The sequence below is a fragment of the Amycolatopsis sp. NPDC059235 genome, assembly GCF_042754125.1.
GTDB lineage: Bacteria > Actinomycetota > Actinomycetes > Mycobacteriales > Pseudonocardiaceae > Amycolatopsis > Amycolatopsis albidoflava.
Genome location: NZ_JBHZAG010000136.1, coordinates 1 through 17,338 on the forward strand (window position 1 = coordinate 1; position 17,338 = coordinate 17,338).

General features: G+C 71.0%; 10 protein-coding genes and 1 tRNA gene. 8 read left to right on the forward strand and 3 right to left on the reverse strand.

Going from position 1 to position 17,338, the window contains the following annotated elements:
* Positions 1-51: 51 nt before the first annotated feature.
* The 3 genes from ACFXI3_RS44250 to ACFXI3_RS44260 all read right to left on the reverse strand — a co-directional run bounded on the left by ACFXI3_RS44250 (position 52) and on the right by ACFXI3_RS44260 (position 2,681).
* A tRNA-Arg gene (locus ACFXI3_RS44250) sits at positions 52-125 on the reverse strand.
* 894 nt (positions 126-1,019) lie between these two features.
* Complete coding sequence (locus ACFXI3_RS44255) at positions 1,020-1,451, reverse strand: peptidase inhibitor family I36 protein (RefSeq protein ID WP_378408005.1); 432 nt, start codon at positions 1,449-1,451, stop codon at positions 1,020-1,022.
* A 189-nt stretch (positions 1,452-1,640) separates the two neighbouring features.
* Entirely contained in the window at positions 1,641-2,681 is a 1,041-nt protein-coding gene (locus tag ACFXI3_RS44260) for a LacI family DNA-binding transcriptional regulator (RefSeq protein WP_378408007.1), read from the reverse strand.
* Positions 2,682-2,824: 143 nt separating this feature from the next.
* Between ACFXI3_RS44260 and ACFXI3_RS44265 the strand changes: the two genes are divergently transcribed.
* The 8 genes from ACFXI3_RS44265 (at position 2,825) to ACFXI3_RS44300 (ending at position 17,284) form a co-directional block, all read left to right on the forward strand.
* Positions 2,825-4,843, forward strand: a complete 2,019-nt coding sequence (locus ACFXI3_RS44265; protein WP_378408009.1) for a cytochrome c oxidase assembly protein — start codon at positions 2,825-2,827, stop codon at positions 4,841-4,843.
* 103 nt (positions 4,844-4,946) lie between these two features.
* Positions 4,947-6,623, forward strand: a complete 1,677-nt coding sequence (gene ettA / locus ACFXI3_RS44270) for an energy-dependent translational throttle protein EttA (protein ID WP_378408011.1) — start codon at positions 4,947-4,949, stop codon at positions 6,621-6,623.
* Between the two features lie 18 nt (positions 6,624-6,641).
* Entirely contained in the window at positions 6,642-9,338 is a 2,697-nt protein-coding gene (locus ACFXI3_RS44275) for a hypothetical protein (protein ID WP_378408013.1), read from the forward strand.
* 872 nt (positions 9,339-10,210) lie between these two features.
* Positions 10,211-15,187, forward strand: coding sequence for an NAD-glutamate dehydrogenase (locus tag ACFXI3_RS44280; RefSeq protein WP_378408015.1), 4,977 nt, complete (start codon positions 10,211-10,213; stop codon positions 15,185-15,187).
* Positions 15,184-15,606 carry a thioesterase family protein gene (locus tag ACFXI3_RS44285; protein ID WP_344283323.1) on the forward strand — a complete coding sequence of 141 codons (423 nt, stop codon included), beginning with the start codon at positions 15,184-15,186 and terminating at the stop codon, positions 15,604-15,606. The genes ACFXI3_RS44280 and ACFXI3_RS44285 overlap by 4 nt, the downstream gene beginning before the upstream one ends.
* Positions 15,599-16,234, forward strand: a complete 636-nt coding sequence (locus tag ACFXI3_RS44290; protein WP_378408017.1) for a hypothetical protein — start codon at positions 15,599-15,601, stop codon at positions 16,232-16,234. Before ACFXI3_RS44285 ends, ACFXI3_RS44290 begins: the two co-directional genes overlap by 8 nt.
* A gap of 46 nt (positions 16,235-16,280) precedes the next feature.
* Positions 16,281-16,538 carry a hypothetical protein gene (locus ACFXI3_RS44295; protein ID WP_344283330.1) on the forward strand — a complete coding sequence of 86 codons (258 nt, stop codon included), beginning with the start codon at positions 16,281-16,283 and terminating at the stop codon, positions 16,536-16,538.
* A 299-nt stretch (positions 16,539-16,837) separates the two neighbouring features.
* On the forward strand, positions 16,838-17,284 hold the full coding sequence (locus tag ACFXI3_RS44300; RefSeq protein ID WP_378408019.1) for a DUF6292 family protein: 447 nt from the start codon (positions 16,838-16,840) through the stop codon (positions 17,282-17,284).
* Positions 17,285-17,338 lie beyond the last annotated feature (54 nt).

Here is a 17,338-nt window from a genome sequence, read left to right on the forward strand (position 1 = left end):
TGGGGCGGCGAACGAGAAAAGCCCTGGTCACTTCCGTGACCAGGGCTTTTGTGCCCCCGGCAGGACTCGAACCTGCGACCTAGAGATTAGAAGGCTCTTGCTCTATCCAGCTGAGCTACGAGGGCCCGGGTGGCCGACAGCTGCTGACCTCCAGCATGGGCAGCTTAGTCATCGCCAATCTCTCGATCGTTCGACACCGTCGAATCGTTTCAGCTTCCGTTCGTCGGATTTGCGGTGCCTCGGGGGCGGAATGCCACAGCGCGCGACGGCTCCGGCACGCACCGCTCGGGAGAGCGGCCTCGTGCGGCTGGTGAGCGGCGGTTTGTGCAGCTTGGGCACCTGGATCTCCTGGCTGAGGCGTCGGACGGGACGGGGATTCGGGGCTGACGGCTGGCGGAGACTGTGGCGATCTTGTGATGTAGGACGTCTGGCCGGGCGGGTGAGGATTGGGCGGTTCGGCGGTTGCGGTCAGGCACCGACGTGCCAGGTCAGCGGCAAGGCCGAACCACTGACGGGCGTGGTCCGGCGAGCGGCAGGTCATGGCGGATCGGGGGCGGGCTGGTGCCTGAACCTGACGGACGACGAGCGCGTCTGCCGCGATGGAACCTCACGCCTGCCGCGACGGAACCACGCGCCTGCGACGCCGGAAGCCGGACCCGCCGCGACGGACCGCAGGCCTGCCGCGATGGAACCCAGGCTTGCCATGACGGAAGCCAGGACCACGACGACGGAAGCCAGGCCAACCGCGACGGAGCCGCAGGCCTGCCAAGGCGGAACCGCAGGCCTCCAGCGGCGGCGGGACACCGCCCAGCCACGACGGAACCCCAGGCCTCGCCTCTCGCTCCCAGGTCGGGGCCGGGAGCGGGAGGCGAGGGGTCAGGGGCCCGTGGGCGCGGGTGTTCCGGGCTGCGCGCCCACGGGCCGGGGGCCGCTCGGGGGTGCGGCCCCCGGGCCGGCGAACTTTGGCTGCGAGTCGACTCGTCCTGGAGCTTGCCTTGTTCGCCTGGCCCGGTCTCGGGTTATTCCCACACTTTCAGGGCACGCACCGCGAACGGGGACTGCGGAACGTACGTGCCGCCGCCCGGATAGGTGATGAAATCGCCCTCCGTGGAACAGTCCGCTCCTTGGTAGATCGTGACGTCGCGGGTCATCCGGTTGACGAAGGAATGTCCTTGGAATCCCTCGGGCAGGGGAATGCAATCACCCGGATTTGCCGTGCGCAGGTCGTAACTCTGTGCCCCTCCGGAATACGTTTCGCTGTCCCACAGGCAGAACTCTCCCGCGTTGCAGGCGGGCGCGGGGGGAGTAGCCGGAGTGGCTTGGGCTAGTCCGGAACTGGTCAGGAGGCCTGCGGTGACCAGCAGCAATACGCCGGGCAGGCGGGACGGGGCGGCGGCGGGCCAGGTGCGGCGGCCCGGAAACGGCAGAGACGGCAGCAGGCGGCGGAACATCGTGGGAACTCCCCCTCAATCGAAAACGGTGCCGGGCGAAGCGGCCGGCGGCATCCCGGGAAACCGGGCGTGTTCTCCACCTTGGCGGGTTTCGTGCGGTTTGTCTGCCCGCATTCCTACGTCTGTGGACAAGTAGTTTCCCTTCACCCGGAAGAGACCTAGTTGTCCACAGATCGCCGAGCGGTCTTGCTAAATCGCCGCGGTGCTTTCGCGGACGGCCAGCGACACCGGGAGTTCGACCGGCGGCGGGATCGGCTCCCCCGCCAGCAGGTCCATCACCAGTTCGCCCGCGACGCGGCCCTTGCCTGCCAGGTCTTGCCGGACGGTCGTGAGAGGTGGTTCAGACCATGCGGCCTGCGGAGTGTCGTCGAAGCCGACGATCGACACATCGCCGGGCACGCGCAGGCCCAGCCGGTGGGCGGCGGCGATCGCGGCGAAGGCGAGCTGGTCGGACATGCACAACAGCGCTGTCGGCCGTACCGCGGCGGTGAGCAGCTCGGTGGCGGCGGCGCGGGCGGTGGAGGCCGACAGCCAAGGGGCTTCGGTGATGGAGACGTCGGTGATTCCGGCGGCGGCCAGCGTGTCGAGGTAGCCGGCGAGGCGTTCGCGGGTGCCGTGGAAAGGACTGGTCACCGCGGAAAGGCGCGGTGCGGCCAGAATTCCGAACCGGCGATGTCCCAGCTCCACTAAATGGCGTGCGGCCAACGATGCGCCGCCGCGGTCGTCGCAGCCGACTCGGGCCGTGTCCGGCAGCGGGGGCTGGTCGATGACCACCAGCGGCAAACCCCGTGCCCGCACGGCTTCCAGCGCGGGAGTGCCGTCGGCGAGGGAGTACGCCACGGCGATATCCGCTTGTGCGGCCAGGACTCGCGACGCCGGCGGGCCTTCCTGGGCTTCGTGGCCGGGCAAGAGCAGCAGCGCGTTGCCGGTGGGTTCCACGGTTTTCGCGAGCGCGTCCAAGGTGATCGACAGCGCGGGGTCGGAGAAGGCCGCCGACAGCGACGAATCGAGCAGGAAAGCGATCGCGCCGGTGCGGCTCGTGGCCAGGCTGCGGGCGGTCGGGTTCGGGCCGGGGTAACCGAGTTCACCCGCCGCGCGCAGGATCTGCTCCCGCAACTGCGTCGACAGCTGGTCAGGCCGGTTGTAGGCGTTGGACACAGTGGCGCGCGACACCCCGACCGCCTCCGCGACGTCGTCCAGCGTCGGGCGGCGGCGACGGCTGCTGGTCATCGGCGGAGCATAGAGGAAAGCCTTGCCGCGCACCGGGTTCCGCCCGGCAACCCGGCTCGACCAGCGCAAATGCCGCGAGCGAGCGATCCGGCGCGAAACCCACCCCGGTGCCGCCCCGCGCGCGACCGGCCTAGTCTCGTAGCGTGAGCTCGGAACCTGTGACGAAACCCGCCCCGAACCGCGGACGCAAGACGAGTGTGCTCCCGCTGCTTTCGGTCGGAGTCGTGCTCGGCGCGGTCGTCGCGGTCGGGCTCGTCGCGCTCACCGGCGGAGCGGGCTACGTCATCGCCGGGCTGCCGGACCCGGGGCTCGTCACGCGCTACGGCGTCACGGTGGTCCGCGTGCTCGCCGAAGCGTCGTCGGTCGTGTGCGTCGGCGCCTTGCTGCTGGCCGCTTTCCTCGTCCCGCCACAGAAATCCGGCACGCTCGCGCCCGAGGGGTACGCCGCGGTCCGCACCGCGGGGATCGCCGCGTGGGTGTGGTTCGCGGCCTCGATCCTGTCGGTCGCCTTCACCGCCGCGGACAGCGCGGGCAAGCCGTTCGGCGACGTCCTTTCCCCGGACACCCTGCTGAGCCTCGTCAGCGCGATCGAACAGCCCAAGGCGTGGCTGTGGACCGCGCTGATCGCGATCCTGCTCGCCCTCGGCTGCCGCCTGGTGCTCAGCTGGGGCTGGACGGCGGTGCTGTTCTTCCTGTCCGTCGCCGGCCTCGTCCCGGTCGCGGTCACCGGGCACTCCGCCAGCGGCGGCTCGCACGACCTGGCCACCAACAGCCTGCTGTTCCACCTCGTCGCGGCCGCGCTGTGGGTCGGCGGCCTGCTCGCCGTGCTGGCGCTCGGCTGGCGCCGAGGCAAGAACCTCAGCCTCGCCGCGCAGCGCTTCTCCAAGCTCGCCCTGGTCTGCTGGGTCGTGATGGCGGTGTCCGGCATCGTCAACGCGCTGGTCCGGATCAACCTTGGCGACCTGTTCACCACCGACTACGGCCTGCTCGTCGTCGCCAAGATCGTCGCGCTGCTTCTGCTCGGCGTCTTCGGCCAGCAGCAGCGCAGCCGCGGCGTGGCGAACCTCGTCGACGGCAAGGGCGGCAGCCAGCTGCTCCGGCTCGCGGCCGTCGAAGTGCTGATCATGTTCGTCACCATCGGCATCGCTTCCGGCCTCGCCCGCACGCCGCCGCCGCCGGACGCGGTCACCCAGCCGGGCACCGTCGAACTCCTCATCGGCTACGACCTCCAGGGCCCGCCGACGTTCTGGCGGCTGCTCACCGACTGGCGGTTCGACCTCGTCTACGGCACCCTCGCGATCGTTCTCGCCGGCCTGTACCTCGCCGGCGTGCGGCGGCTGCGCAAGCGCGGCGACGCCTGGCCGGTCGGCCGGATGGTGGCGTGGTTCGCCGGCTGCCTGGTGATCCTGCTGGCCACGTCGTCGGGCATCGGCCGGTACGCGCCCGCGATGTTCAGCGTGCACATGGGCACGCACATGCTGATGTCGATGGTCGCGCCGGTGCTGCTGGTGCTGGGCGGCCCGGTGACGCTCGCCCTGCGCGCGCTGGCCCCGGCCGGCCGCGACGCCCCGCCGGGACCGCGCGAGTGGCTGCTGGCCGCCGTGCACTCGCCGGTGTCGCGGTTCCTGACGAACCCGATCGTCGCGCTGCTGCTGTTCGTCGGGTCCTTCTACGGGCTGTACTTCTCCGGCCTCTTCGACAACGCGCTCAACTACCACTGGGCGCACCTGGCGATGAACGCGCACTTCCTGCTCGTCGGCTACGTCTTCTACTGGCCGGTGATCGGCGTCGACCCCGCGCCGCGGCGGCTGCCGCCGGTCGGCAAGCTCGGGATGATGTTCGGCGCGATGCCGTTCCACGCCTTCTTCGGCGTGATCCTGATGAACATGCAGACCGTGATCGGCCGCGAGTTCTACACGTCGCTGAAGCTGCCGTGGGTCGGCGACCTGCTGACCGACCAGCGGCTCGGCGGCGGCATCGCGTGGGCGTCGGGCGAGGTGCCGGTGCTGCTCGTGCTGATCGCGCTGCTGGTGCAGTGGGCGCGCCAGGACGAGCGCGAGGCGAAGCGGCGCGACCGGCGCGAGGAGAACACCGGCGGCGAGGAACTCGCTGCCTACAACGCGATGCTGAAGAACCTCGCCGAGGGCAAACGGGCCGAATGACGCGGCCGAAAATCATGCTGTCCGCGTGACCTCGACTTGACCCTCGGTAGCACGGTGGTGACCGCCGTCAGGCCGCCGGAGGAGCCACTCTACGATCGATGGCATGGCCGAGTTCATCTACACCATGAAGAAGGTGCGCAAGACCGTCGGGGACAAGGTGATCCTCGACGACGTGAGCACCGCGTTCTACCCCGGAGCCAAGATCGGCGTCGTGGGCCCGAACGGCGCCGGCAAGTCGACCGTTCTCAAGATCATGGCGGGGATCGAGCAGGCCAGCAACGGCGAGGCCTTCCTGCAGCCGGGCGCGACCGTCGGCATCCTCATGCAGGAGCCGGAGCTGAACGAGGAGAAGACCGTTCGGCAGAACGTCGAGGAGGGCCTCGGCGAGACCAAGCAGAAGCTCGATCGCTACAACGAGATCGCCGAGCTGATGGCGACCGACTACAGCGACGCGCTGATGGAGGAGATGGGCCAGCTCCAGGAGGAGCTGGACCACGCCGACGCCTGGGAGCTCGACTCGACCGTCGAGCAGGCCATGGACGCCCTGCGCTGCCCGCCGCCGGACGAGCCGGTCACCCACCTCTCCGGCGGCGAGCGCCGCCGCGTCGCGCTGTGCAAGCTGCTGCTGTCCGCGCCCGACCTGCTGCTGCTCGACGAACCCACTAACCACCTGGACGCCGAAAGCGTGCTGTGGCTGGAGCAGTTCCTCTCCAACTACAAGGGCGCCGTCCTGGCCGTCACCCACGACCGGTACTTCCTGGACAACGTCGCCGAGTGGATCATGGAGCTCGACCGCGGCCGCGTCGTCGGCTACGAGGGCAACTACTCCACCTACCTGGAGAAGAAGCGCGAGCGGCTCGAGGTCCAGGGCAAGAAGGACGCCAAGCTGGCCAAGCGGCTCAAGAGCGAACTCGAGTGGGTGCGGTCCAACGCCAAGGCGCGCCAGACCAAGTCCCGTTCGCGGCTCGACCGCTACGAGGAGATGGCCGCGGAGGCGGACAAGCACCGCAAGCTCGACTTCGAGGAGATCCAGATCCCGCCGGGCCCGCGCCTGGGCAGCGTCGTGGTCGAGGTCGAGAAGCTGCGCAAGGGCTTCGACGACCGGGTGCTCATCGACGGGCTCTCCTTCGACCTGCCGCGCAACGGCATCGTCGGCGTGATCGGCCCGAACGGCGTCGGCAAGACGACGCTGTTCAAGACCATCGTCGGGCTCGAGGAGCCGGACGGCGGCTCGGTCAAGATCGGCGAGACGGTCAAACTGTCCTATGTGGACCAGAGCCGCGGCGGAATCGACCCGAAGAAGACCGTGTGGGAGGTCGTCTCGGACAAGCTCGACTACATCCACGTCGGGCAGACCGAAATGCCCTCGCGCGCTTACGTGAGCGCGTTCGGCTTCAAGGGCCCGGACCAGCAGAAGCCGGCCGGCGTGCTGTCCGGCGGCGAGCGCAACCGGCTCAACCTCGCGCTGACGCTCAAAGAGGGCGGGAACCTGATCCTGCTGGACGAGCCGACGAACGACCTGGACGTCGAAACGCTGGGCTCGCTGGAGAACGCGCTCGAGCAGTTCCCCGGCTGCGCGGTCGTGATTTCCCACGACCGGTGGTTCCTGGACCGGGTCGCGACGCACATCCTCGCCTGGGAAGGCACTGAGGAAGATCCTGCCCGGTGGTTCTGGTTCGAGGGCAACTTCGAGGGCTACGAGAAGAACAAGGTCGAGCGCCTCGGCGCCGAAGCGGCTCGTCCGCACCGGGTCACCCACCGCAAGTTGAAGCGCGACTGACCGGCGCGGGGGTCCCGAGTGGAAACCAGCAGGCACAACCGGCCCAGCCCGTCCGCGACCGCGGACGGGCGGCCCGCCGTTGCCAGTGGCGGGACCCTCGCCGACCTCGGTCGGCTCATCGACCGGGCGGAATCACTGCGCTTCCGGGCGCCCGAGCTGTCGCTGGTTCTCGGCGAACGCTCGGCGGCGCTCGCGGAGACGGCGAGCGCGGACGGGCACTGGATCCGGGCGGAAGCGCTCGTGGTGTCCGCTCGCGTGCGGATCGGCAAGCGGACATCCACGGTCGGCCGCGCGGTCGCGGCCTTGCGCGCGGCTGAACACGCCGGATACGCCACGACGGCGGCGCGGCTGCGCGTCGACCTCGCGGTGTGCGCGCGCAGCCTCGGCGTCCCGCTGATGGGGCTGGCCGCGCTGCGGCCGGTGCTGTCGGAGGACGTGCCGCCGTCGCTGCGCGCGGAAGCGTTGTGCCACCTCGTCGGGTGTCTCGCCCAGTTCGGCCGGAAGGCGGAGCTGGACCGGGTGCTCGTCGAGGCGGACCGGCTGCTGGTGGCCGACGATTCGCTCGACGCGGACGACCGGCTGTTGATGCGGGCCTTGCTGCGCAACGGAACCGCGGCGCACCGGCGCAGGCACGGCGATCTCACCGCGGCCGCGGACGCCGCGCGGACCGGGCTCGGGTTCCTGGAGAAGATGGACCGTCCCGGCGACGACGGCGGTCTCGTCCGGATTCGGCTCGTGTTGCAGCTGGTCAGCACGCTGCTCGACCGCGGCGACGCCGACATGGCGTACGACATCGCCGAACCCATGCTGCGCGAACCGGTCCGTGCCGCCGGCGTCGCGCCCGCGGCCTGGCTGCGGCTGGCGGTCGCGACCCGCATCCACCTGCCCTCCGGTGCCGGTGACGCCGCCGCCGAGCTGGTGGGGGAGGCCGTCGCGGCCACCGACCGGCACGGGCTCGCGGCGGTCACCGCGCGGTTGTGGCTGGAGCTGGCGCAGATCGAGGAACGGTTCGGCAGCGCGGAAGAGGCCATCGGCTGCCTGCACCGGGCGCGGGCCGCGGAACACGTGCACGCGCGGGCCCGGCGCCAGGCGTGCGGGCTGATCGCGGGCGAGCTGGGTGCGGAATCGGTGGCGTCGATGGATCTCGACGACGTCCTCGCCGCGTCCGCCCCGCGCGACGGACGCCCGGTGTCGATGGAGGTCGAGCCGCGCGTCGCGGCCGAGGAGACCTCGGTGATGCCGGCGATCCGCGACGTCCCCGCCCCGCGGCCGGACCCGGTGGCGGCCCCGCTGCCGGTCGTTCCGGCGCAGGTCGAGGTGGCCGCGGATCCGGAGCCGGTTTCGGCCTCGGCCTGGGTCGAGGCGGCGGAGAAGAAGCCGGCGTGGTCGTTCCGGCGGGCCGCGGCGGAGGCCGAGGTCGAGCAGACGTCGGTGCTGCCCGCGATCCGGGAACCGGCCGAGGAGGCTCCGCGGACTGGCGGACGTCGGCGGGCTGAGGACCGCAAGTCGCCAGTGCTGCCGGGGTGGGCGCGGCCGTTCGGGCGGAAGGGCGCGGAAACGCCCGCGCCGCGGAAACGGGCGGCCGAGGACGCTCCGGTGCGGGCGGTTGCCGCTGAGGAGCCGGTTGGCCAGGCGCAGGCTGCGGAACCGCCAGGTCGCCGGGCGAAGGACGTGTCGGTTCGCTGGACGGACGCGCCGCGCGGAGCGGAGAGCGCGCGCGGGACGCAGGCGGAGGACGTGCGGGGTCGTCGGGCTGAGACGCCGCAACGGCCGTCCCGTGCCCCGGAGAGTGCGGCCGGGTCACGCGCTGCTGACGAGGCTCCGGTTCGCCGCGCGGAGACGTCACGGGCAGCGGAGAAGACGCAGGTTGTCGAGGACGCGTCGGTGCGCTGGCCGGAGAAGCCGCGGGCCGCTGAGGAAGCACCCGCGCGCCGGGAAGACGAGGACGCGCCGGTTCGTCCGTTGCGGGCGGCCGCCGACACGAAAACGCCCTGGGCGCGCGAGGAAACCCCTCGTCGCGCGGTGGAAGAAGCATCGGCCGAGGAGTCGCCGCGGTTCTCGCTGCGGATGCCGGATCTGTCCGACATCCTGCCGGAGCTGCCGCTCGCCCCGGCTCCCGCCGAAGAGGCCGCCGCCCCGTTGTGGGAAAGCGCCGAATGGGCGCAGGAGGAAGCGGCCCGCCGCGATTCGCGCGGACGCAAGACCCGGCACGACGCCGAACACGGTTCGGTCGCCGCGAAGTCGGTGCTGGACCGGCTGGGCATCACCGCGACCGGCGGAGGCGGGGGACGCCGCCGGGCCGACGAGCCAGGACGTGCCGAATCCGCCGTGGCGGAAGCGGAAACTGCCGCGCAGGACAAGCCGGCGCAGGACAAGCCGGAGCTGGCCCCCGCGCCGCGTCCGGAGGAACCGGAGCCGGTCGAGGAGCCCTGGCTGCCGCGGCTGCGGATGCCGCCGGCGCTGGACCCGTTGTCCGACATCGACGCGTGGACCCCGTCGGAGCAGCCGTTCCCGGAGAGCTACGCGCGAGCCATCGCGGAGGACGAACCGCCGCCCGACGCCGGTCTCGCGGAACTGCTCGCCCGCGCCCTCGCCGAGCATCAGGCGGGCACGGCGAGCGCGGCGGCGCTGGTGAAACGCCTCGGCCCGAACGACGAGCCGAAGCCGATCAACGGCCGCGCGACCGCGGACCGCCACCACAACAACGGCGACTGAAAACCTTGCGCCGCAGGTGATGCGCTGGCTCGGCCAGGCAGATTCCGCAGCGGGGCAGGGGATCGCGCATCGACGCGGCTTTGGCCACGGACCACGGCGGGAGAGCGGCCACGAGCCCCGGGCTGTTGGCGGAGAACGTCATCGACGCGGACGATCCTGCGGCTTCGACCCCGAGCGGTTCGTGAGTGAGGTGGCCTCGCGCCCCGCGCTGCTGGCGGAAACCTCGTCGACGCGGAGGATCCTGCGGTTTCGGCCCCGAAAGGTACGTGAGGGGAACCCTGAGGGACTCTGATTCCCTCAGGGTTCCCCTCACGTACTTCCGCGGAAGTACGCACACGCGACCCGCCGAGGCTACGCTCGCCCGCCGATTTTCGCGCTGCACCAAGCGGTTTTCCCAGTCACTGGCAGAACGCGCCGAGATTATGCAGCACAAGCCATCCCGCTCCGCCGATCTGCGCGCACCCAGCGCTTGCCTCATCCTGAAACCCGGCTGCTCCTCCCAGCCCGCCCGGCTCCGTCCTCCGCAACGGAAGAATTAGCCCGTACGGGTGGGAATTCTCGCAGGGGAGGGAGGCAACCTTTTCCGTTCCCGCCGCGGGCGATACGAGCACTGAACCGATCCCGAAGCCGCCGCCGCGCCCGGGGAACCCGTCCTCCGGCCTCGTGCCAAGCCTTTTGCCGAAAGCCGCCCGCGCCGAACTCGCCGGTAGCTGAACCGATCCCGCGCGACGGCGTCGCCGGGGACCCCTGAAACGAACCTTAAGTCTTTCCCCGCCGTGCACGGGGGCGTCTCCGGGCGGATTAGGGTGAAGGAAGTCCGGCACGTTGTGGTGACGGACGCATCTCGGTCTCGCACACTGGAGAGTTGCTCAATGAGCTCGACGGGAGTCTCGTCCCCGCCCGATGTCGGCACCGAAGCCGGCGCCGCCCGCCGCACGGCCAGCCCGGAACAGATCCGGGACGAGCTGATCGACACCGCCGCGGCGCAGGCGCCGGAGATCGCGGACCTGATCCGCTTGTACTACCGGCACATTCCGGCCGACGAGATCGTCGGCGACGATCCGGTCGCGCTCGTCGGCGCGGTGCGCTCGCACCTGCAGCTGGCGAAGCAGCGCATGCCCGGACGCCCGGCGGTCCGCCTGCTGAACCCGACCACCGCCGAGGACGGCTGGACGCGCGACGCGACCGTCGTGCAGGTGGTCACCGACGACATGCCCTACCTCGTGGACAGCGTCACCGCGGAGTTCGCCCGCGACGGCGTGCAGGTGCAGCGCATCGTGCACCCGATCGTCGTGGTGAGCCGCGGCCTGACCGGCGAGCTGGAGGGCCTGCACCTCGACGCCGACCCGGCCGATCCGCCCGCCGGCGCGTCCGCGGAATCGTGGATGCTGGTGGAAATCGACCTCGTCACCGACCCGCAGCGGGCGCGCGAGCTGGACAACCGGCTGTCGTCGGTGCTCGGCGACGTGCGCGAGGTCGTCGAGGACGCCGACAAGATGGCGCAGACCGCCTGCTCGCTCGCGGAAACCCTCGAACAGCACCCGCCGAAGCTCTCCGGCGACCAGGTCGTCGAGGGCGCGCGCCTGCTGCGCTGGCTCGCCGACGGCCACTTCACCTTCCTCGGCTACCGCAAGTACGAGCTGGTCGACAGCCCGCAGCCGGACAGCGACGAGCCCGCCCTGCGCGCGGTCCTCGCGTCCGGGCTCGGCGTGCTGCGCCAGGACAGCCTCGCCGCGCGCAGCCTCACCGCGGGCCCGGACAGCTCGGTCGACGCGCTCGCGCCGTCGCTGCTCGTGCTCACCCAGGCCAGCGCGCCGAGCACGGTGCACCGTCCGGTTTATCCGTATTACGTCGGCGTGAAGACGTTCGACGAGCACGGCAAGGTCACCGGCGAGCACCGGTTCCTCGGCATGTTCACCACCACCGCGCTGCACGAGAACGTGCTCGACATCCCGGTGGTCGGCCAGCGGGTGCGCGAGGTGATCCACCGCGCCGGGTTCCCGATGGAGTCGTTCTCCGGCCAGCGGATGCTGGAGGTCCTGCAGAACTGGCCGCGCGCCGACCTGTTCTCCGCGGACACCGATTCGCTGTACTCCACCACCACCGGCGCCATCACGCTGTCGGACCGCCGCCGGCTGCGGCTGTTCCTGCGCCGCGACCCGTACGGCCGCTTCTACTCCTGCCTGGTCTACCTGCCGCGCGACCGCTACACCACGCGCTCGCGGCTGGCGATGCAGGAAGTGCTGCTGGAAGAACTCGAAGGCACGCAGCTGGAGTACAGCGCGCGCGTCGGCGAGACGCTGCTGGCGCAGGTGCACTTCATGGTGCACACCGACCCGTCGAACGCGGTCGAGCCGGACACGCTGCGGATCCAGGAACGCCTCAACACCGTCGTGCGCAGCTGGGACGACCGCCTCGTCGAGGCGATCATCGCCGAACGCCGCGAGCGCGTCGGCGACGGCGGCCCGATCGGCATGATGGGCGAGGAGTCCGCGGTCGACCGCGGGCAGCGCTTCGGCGCGGTGTTCCCCGAGGCGTACAAGGAAGATTTCACCGCCGAGGACGCGCTGGCCGACCTGGCCAAGCTCGACACCCTCGCGGACGAAGGCGATCTCGCGCTGTCGTTCTACCTGCCCGCGGACGCCGAACCTGGCGAGCGGCGGTTCAAGCTCTACCTGCGCGGCGAGGGCGTCACCCTGTCCAAGGTGCTGCCGGTGCTGCAGGCGATGGGCGTCGAGGTGGTGGACGAGCGGCCGTACGAGCTGTTCCGCGAGGACGGCGGAGCCAGCTGGATCTACGACTTCGGCCTGCGCGTGGACAAGAAGGGCCTCGAAAACGCCGACGAGGCGGCCGCGCACGAGCTGCGCGAGCGGTTCCAGGACGCGTTCCACGCGGCGTGGCAGGGCGAGGCGGAGGTCGACGGCCTCAACGCGCTCGTGCTGCGCGCCGGGCTCACCTGGCGCCAGGCCGCGGTGTTGCGCGCCTACTCGCGATACCTGCAGCAGGCGCGCAGCCCGTTCTCCCAGGCCTACATCCAGAACACGCTCGTCAAGCACACTGAGGTCTCGACGAAGCTGTTGCGGCTCTTCGAAACCCGCTGCGATCCGCAACTGTCCGATGTGGACCGGAAGACGCACGCGGAATCGCTGACCGCCGAGATCTCCTCGATGGTCGACGAGGTCACGAGCCTCGACGAGGACCGGATCCTGCGCCGGCTGCTCGCCGTCATCAACGCGACGCTGCGCACGAACTACCACGTGCGCGACGCCGACGGGCACCCGCGGCCGTACCTGGCGCTGAAGCTCGACCCGAGCGGCGTGCCGGAGCTGCCCGAGCCGCGCCCGAAGTACGAGATCTTCGTGTACTCGCCGCGCGTCGAGGGCGTGCACCTGCGGTTCGGCGAGGTCGCCCGAGGCGGCCTGCGCTGGTCGGACCGGCAGGAGGACTTCCGCACCGAAATCCTGGGCCTGGTCAAGGCGCAGGCGGTGAAGAACGCGGTGATCGTGCCCGTCGGCGCGAAGGGCGGCTTCGTCGTGAAGCGTCCGCCGCGCCCGACCGGCGACGCCGGGGTCGACCGCGACGCTCAGCTCACCGAAGGCATTTCCTGCTACCGGATGTTCATCTCCGGCCTGCTGGACCTCACCGACAACCGCGTCGAAGGCGAGACCGTGCCCGCGCCGGACGTGGTGCGCCACGACGCCGACGACAGCTACCTCGTCGTCGCGGCGGACAAGGGCACCGCGAAATTCTCCGACATCGCCAACGAAGTCTCGGCGCAGTACGGATTCTGGCTCGGCGACGCGTTCGCCTCCGGCGGTTCGGTCGGCTACGACCACAAGGCCATGGGCATCACCGCCAAGGGCGCGTGGGAGAGCGTGAAACGGCACTTCCGCGAGCTGGGCAAGGACACCCAGACCGAAGACTTCACGGTCGTCGGCATCGGCGACATGATGGGCGACGTCTTCGGCAACGGGATGCTGCTGTCCGAGCACATCCGGCTGGTCGCGGCGTTCAACCACATGCACGTCTTCCTCGACCCGAACCCGGACGCGGCTTCGACCTACGCGGAGCGGCGCCGGCTGTTCGACCTGCCGCGCAGCTCGTGGGACGACTACGACCGTTCGCTGATCAGCGAGGGCGGCGGGATCTACCCGCGCTCGGCCAAGACCATCCCGATCACCCCGCAGGTCCGCGCGGCGCTCGGCCTCGACGAGGGCGTCACCAAGCTCGCGCCGATGGACCTGATCCAGGCGATCCTGCTGGCCCCGGTCGAACTGCTGTGGAACGGCGGCATCGGCACCTACGTCAAGGCCGAGAGCGAAAGCCAGGCCGCGGCGGGCGACAAGGCCAACGACGCGATCCGCGTCAACGGCAACCAGCTGCGCGTGCAGGTCGTCGGCGAGGGCGGCAACCTGGGCCTGACCCAGCTCGGCCGGATCGAGTTCGCCCGCAACGGCGGCAAGATCAACACCGACGCGCTCGACAACTCGGCCGGCGTCGACTGCTCCGACCACGAGGTCAACATCAAGATCCTGCTGGATCACCTGGTGGCGGGCGGCGAATTGCAGCACGCGCGGCGCAACGAGCTGCTCGGCGAGATGACCGACGAGGTCGGCTCGCTCGTGCTCGCGGACAACTACCGGCAGAACGCGGTGCTCGGCGTCAGCCGGGCGCACGCCGGGCCGATGGTCTCGGTGCACGCGCGGCAGGTGTCCGCGCTGGTCGCGAAGGGCGCGTTCGACCGCAAGCTGGAAGCGCTGCCGAGCCCGTCGCAGTTCCGCGCGCTGGAGAAGGCGGGCGAAGGCCTGACCTCGCCGGAGCTGGCGACGCTGCTCGCGCACGTGAAGCTCGACCTCAAGGACGAGCTGCTCGCCTCCGACCTGCCCGAATCCGAGGTGTTCACCCGCAGGCTGCCGGAGTACTTCCCGGCCCCGCTGCGCGAACCCTTCGCCGCGGCGATCACCCAGCACCCGCTGCGCCGCCAGATCATCACCACGCTGATCACCAACGAGCTGGTCGACGGCGGCGGCATCTCGTTCGTCTACCGCCTGATGGAGGAGATGAACGCGACCGCCACCGACGCGGTGCGCGCGTACGCGGTGGTCACGCACGTCTACGACCTGCCGAAGCTGTGGGCCGAGATCGACGCGCTGGACAACGTGGTGCCGACCGCGGTCGCGGACCGGATGGTGCTGGAGACGCGGCGGCTGCTCGACCGGGCCGCGCGCTGGTTCCTCACCAACCGCCCGCAGCCGCTCGCGCCGCTGGCCGAGATCAACCGGTTCGGCCCGGTGCTCGCCGAACTCGGCCCGAAGCTGGGCGAGCTGCTGCGCGGACGCGAACTGGAGTCGGTGGAGCAGGACGCCGCCGGAATGGTCGAGGAAGGCGTGCCCGCCGGTCTCGCCCGCCAGATCGCGCTGCTGCTGCACAGCTACGGCCTGCTCGACGTGGTCGAGGTGGCGGAGCTGGCCGAGCAGCAGGTCGGGCTCGACGCGACGCACACCCCGGCGGACACCGCCGAGCTGTACTACGCGCTGTCGGACCACCTGGACATCGACAAGATGCTCACCGAGATCAGCGCGCTGGAACGCGGCAACCGCTGGCACGCCCTCGCCCGGCTCTCGCTGCGCGACGACGTGTACGGTTCCCTGCGCGCGATCGCGCTCGACGCACTGCGGCACAGCGACCAGGACCTGTCCGTCGACGAGCAGATCGAGCAATGGGAGAAAGCCAACGCGTCGCGGCTTTCGCGGGCGCGCGTGGCGCTGGACGAGATCACCCGTTCCGGGCGGCTCGACCTCGCGACGCTGTCCGTGGCCGCGCGCCAGATCCGGAGCACGGTGCGGTGACATTCGTTTCCCACGTCCAGCCGCGATGGTCGGACATGGACGTGTACGGGCACGTCAACCACGCCAACGTGGTGACGCTGCTCGAAGAGGCCCGGGTGCCCGTGCTGTTCGGCGAAGCCGAGCGCGCGGGGCTGCACGAGCTGCCGAAGGGCGTCGTGGTCGTGAAGCTCGCCGTGCATTACCGCGCGCCGATCGTCGCGACGCCCGGCCGCACGGTGCGCGTGGAGATCACGCTCGCCGAGCTGAAGGCCTCGACGGTGACGCTCGGGTACGTCGTGCGGACCGGCCCGGACGCGGCCGATCCGGTCGCGGTCACCGCGGAAACCGTGCTGGCTCCGTACAACACGGCCGAGCTCCGGCCGCGCCGCTTCAGCGACGAGGAATCGGAATTCCTCAAGCGGGTGCTGGCCGATGCCTGAGCTGCGGATCCCCGATCCGGGCGACCGGGAGACGCTCAGCGCGTTCGTCGCCCGCGCGGTGCGGCTGGACGGCACGACCGCCGTCCGGCTGCGCCGCCGGGGCGACGACGTCGTCGAGGCATGGACGGCCACGCCGTTCGAGGTCCTCGCGACCCGCGCGGTGGCGGGGACCGTGACGCCCTCGGACGTCACGGTGTCCGGCAACGAACTGCTCGCGGCGCTCGCCGTCGCGGGCGGCGAGGTGATGGACCCGGGTCCGGCGCGCGATTTGCTGTGGCAGGCCGAGCTTCCGGTGTCGGATCGCTGGCAGAAGGTCGACGAGCTGCCGGTCGGCGTGGTGTCGGAGCTGGCCGACCGCGGCGTCGCGCTCGCCCGCGACAACGCCGGGCCGCACGGCACGCCGCCGGCCTCGCTGATGGACCAGGCGGTGCTCACCGTCACCGGGGGAGACCTCGAGGTCAAGGTCCAGATGCGATGCCTGTTCGCGTTGTCCGGCATGGGTTTGTTCGATTCGTCGATCGACGGCGACGTGGTCCGCGTGACCGCCACCGATTCGTGGCTGCGCCTCGACGCCCGCTACGGCGCGGTGCTGAAACGGCGCCAAGCGTTGCTGCCGCTGCTGTTCTGAGGCGATTCTGCTGGCGGGCGCCGTCCGGCGATGTCATCGTGAGTGGATGACCGAACCCGACGGCGACCCGACCGCGGACTTCCTCGCCGAGGTCCGGGCCGAGGAGACGCCGTGGCGCACCGACCGGCCCGCGGACGCTGATCCCGCTCCGGAAGCCGAGCCTGGGCCCGGCCGTGCCCGGTCGGTGGTGCGCGCGGTCGGCGAGGCCGCGCCCTATGTGCAGGCGGGGTTGTTCGCCGCGTGGGTGGCCACCTCGATCGCGGATTCGGCGGACGGCGGCCAGACGGGCGATGTCAGCGGCTGATCTTGGCTGCTGGGAACCGGGCGAGGCCGCGCCATGTGTCCAAGCAGGACTGTTCGCCGCGCGGATCGCCACGTCGATCGCGGATTCTGCCGGCTGCGGCGGCCGATCGAGCGACTTCGGCGGCGGCCAGACGGGTTGATCTCGGCTCCGGGCTTGTCCCAGCGGGTAGAGTCGGAGTCCGGTCCAGCCGCCGGATGCCCGATCCGGTGCGACCCCGATCATCGCGACCGCCGGCCTTCGCGCGCCCCGACGACCCCGGTTTCCGCGCGAAGCGGACGCGGCGGCGGAAGAGGAGACCCATGCTCCTGTCCGGTCCGGAACGCCCGATGTCCCTGCCCACCGCCGACGATCCGCAGGTGCTGCGGCAGGCGCTGGCCGCGTACGTGCGCGAGGTCGCCGCCGCGGTCGGGGTTTCGGTGGAGTGCACGTCGTGCGAGGTCACCGACACGATCACCGCGTACGTCGCGCTGAGCGGCCGGTCGCCGCGGTTCCCCGGCCGGGATTTGATGCTGCTGTGGACCATGCGGCAAGGCTGGTCGGTGGCGGTGGAGACGACGCCCGCCGAGGCCCCGCAACAGGTGGCCCAGCTGGGCGGCGACGTGACGCCCGCACCGCAACGAGTACGCCGGTTCGTCGCGGATGTCTTGAGCTCGGCCGAAAAGGCCGAGACTCCGGGCCCGGTGCTGGCGGTGTCCAGCCACGGCGACCTGCGGACCCGGCTCGAGGAACGGGTCCGCAGAGCCTGAGAAGCCGCCGCTGTCCTGAGGTCCGTGAGGGGAACCCTGAGGGAATCAGAGTCC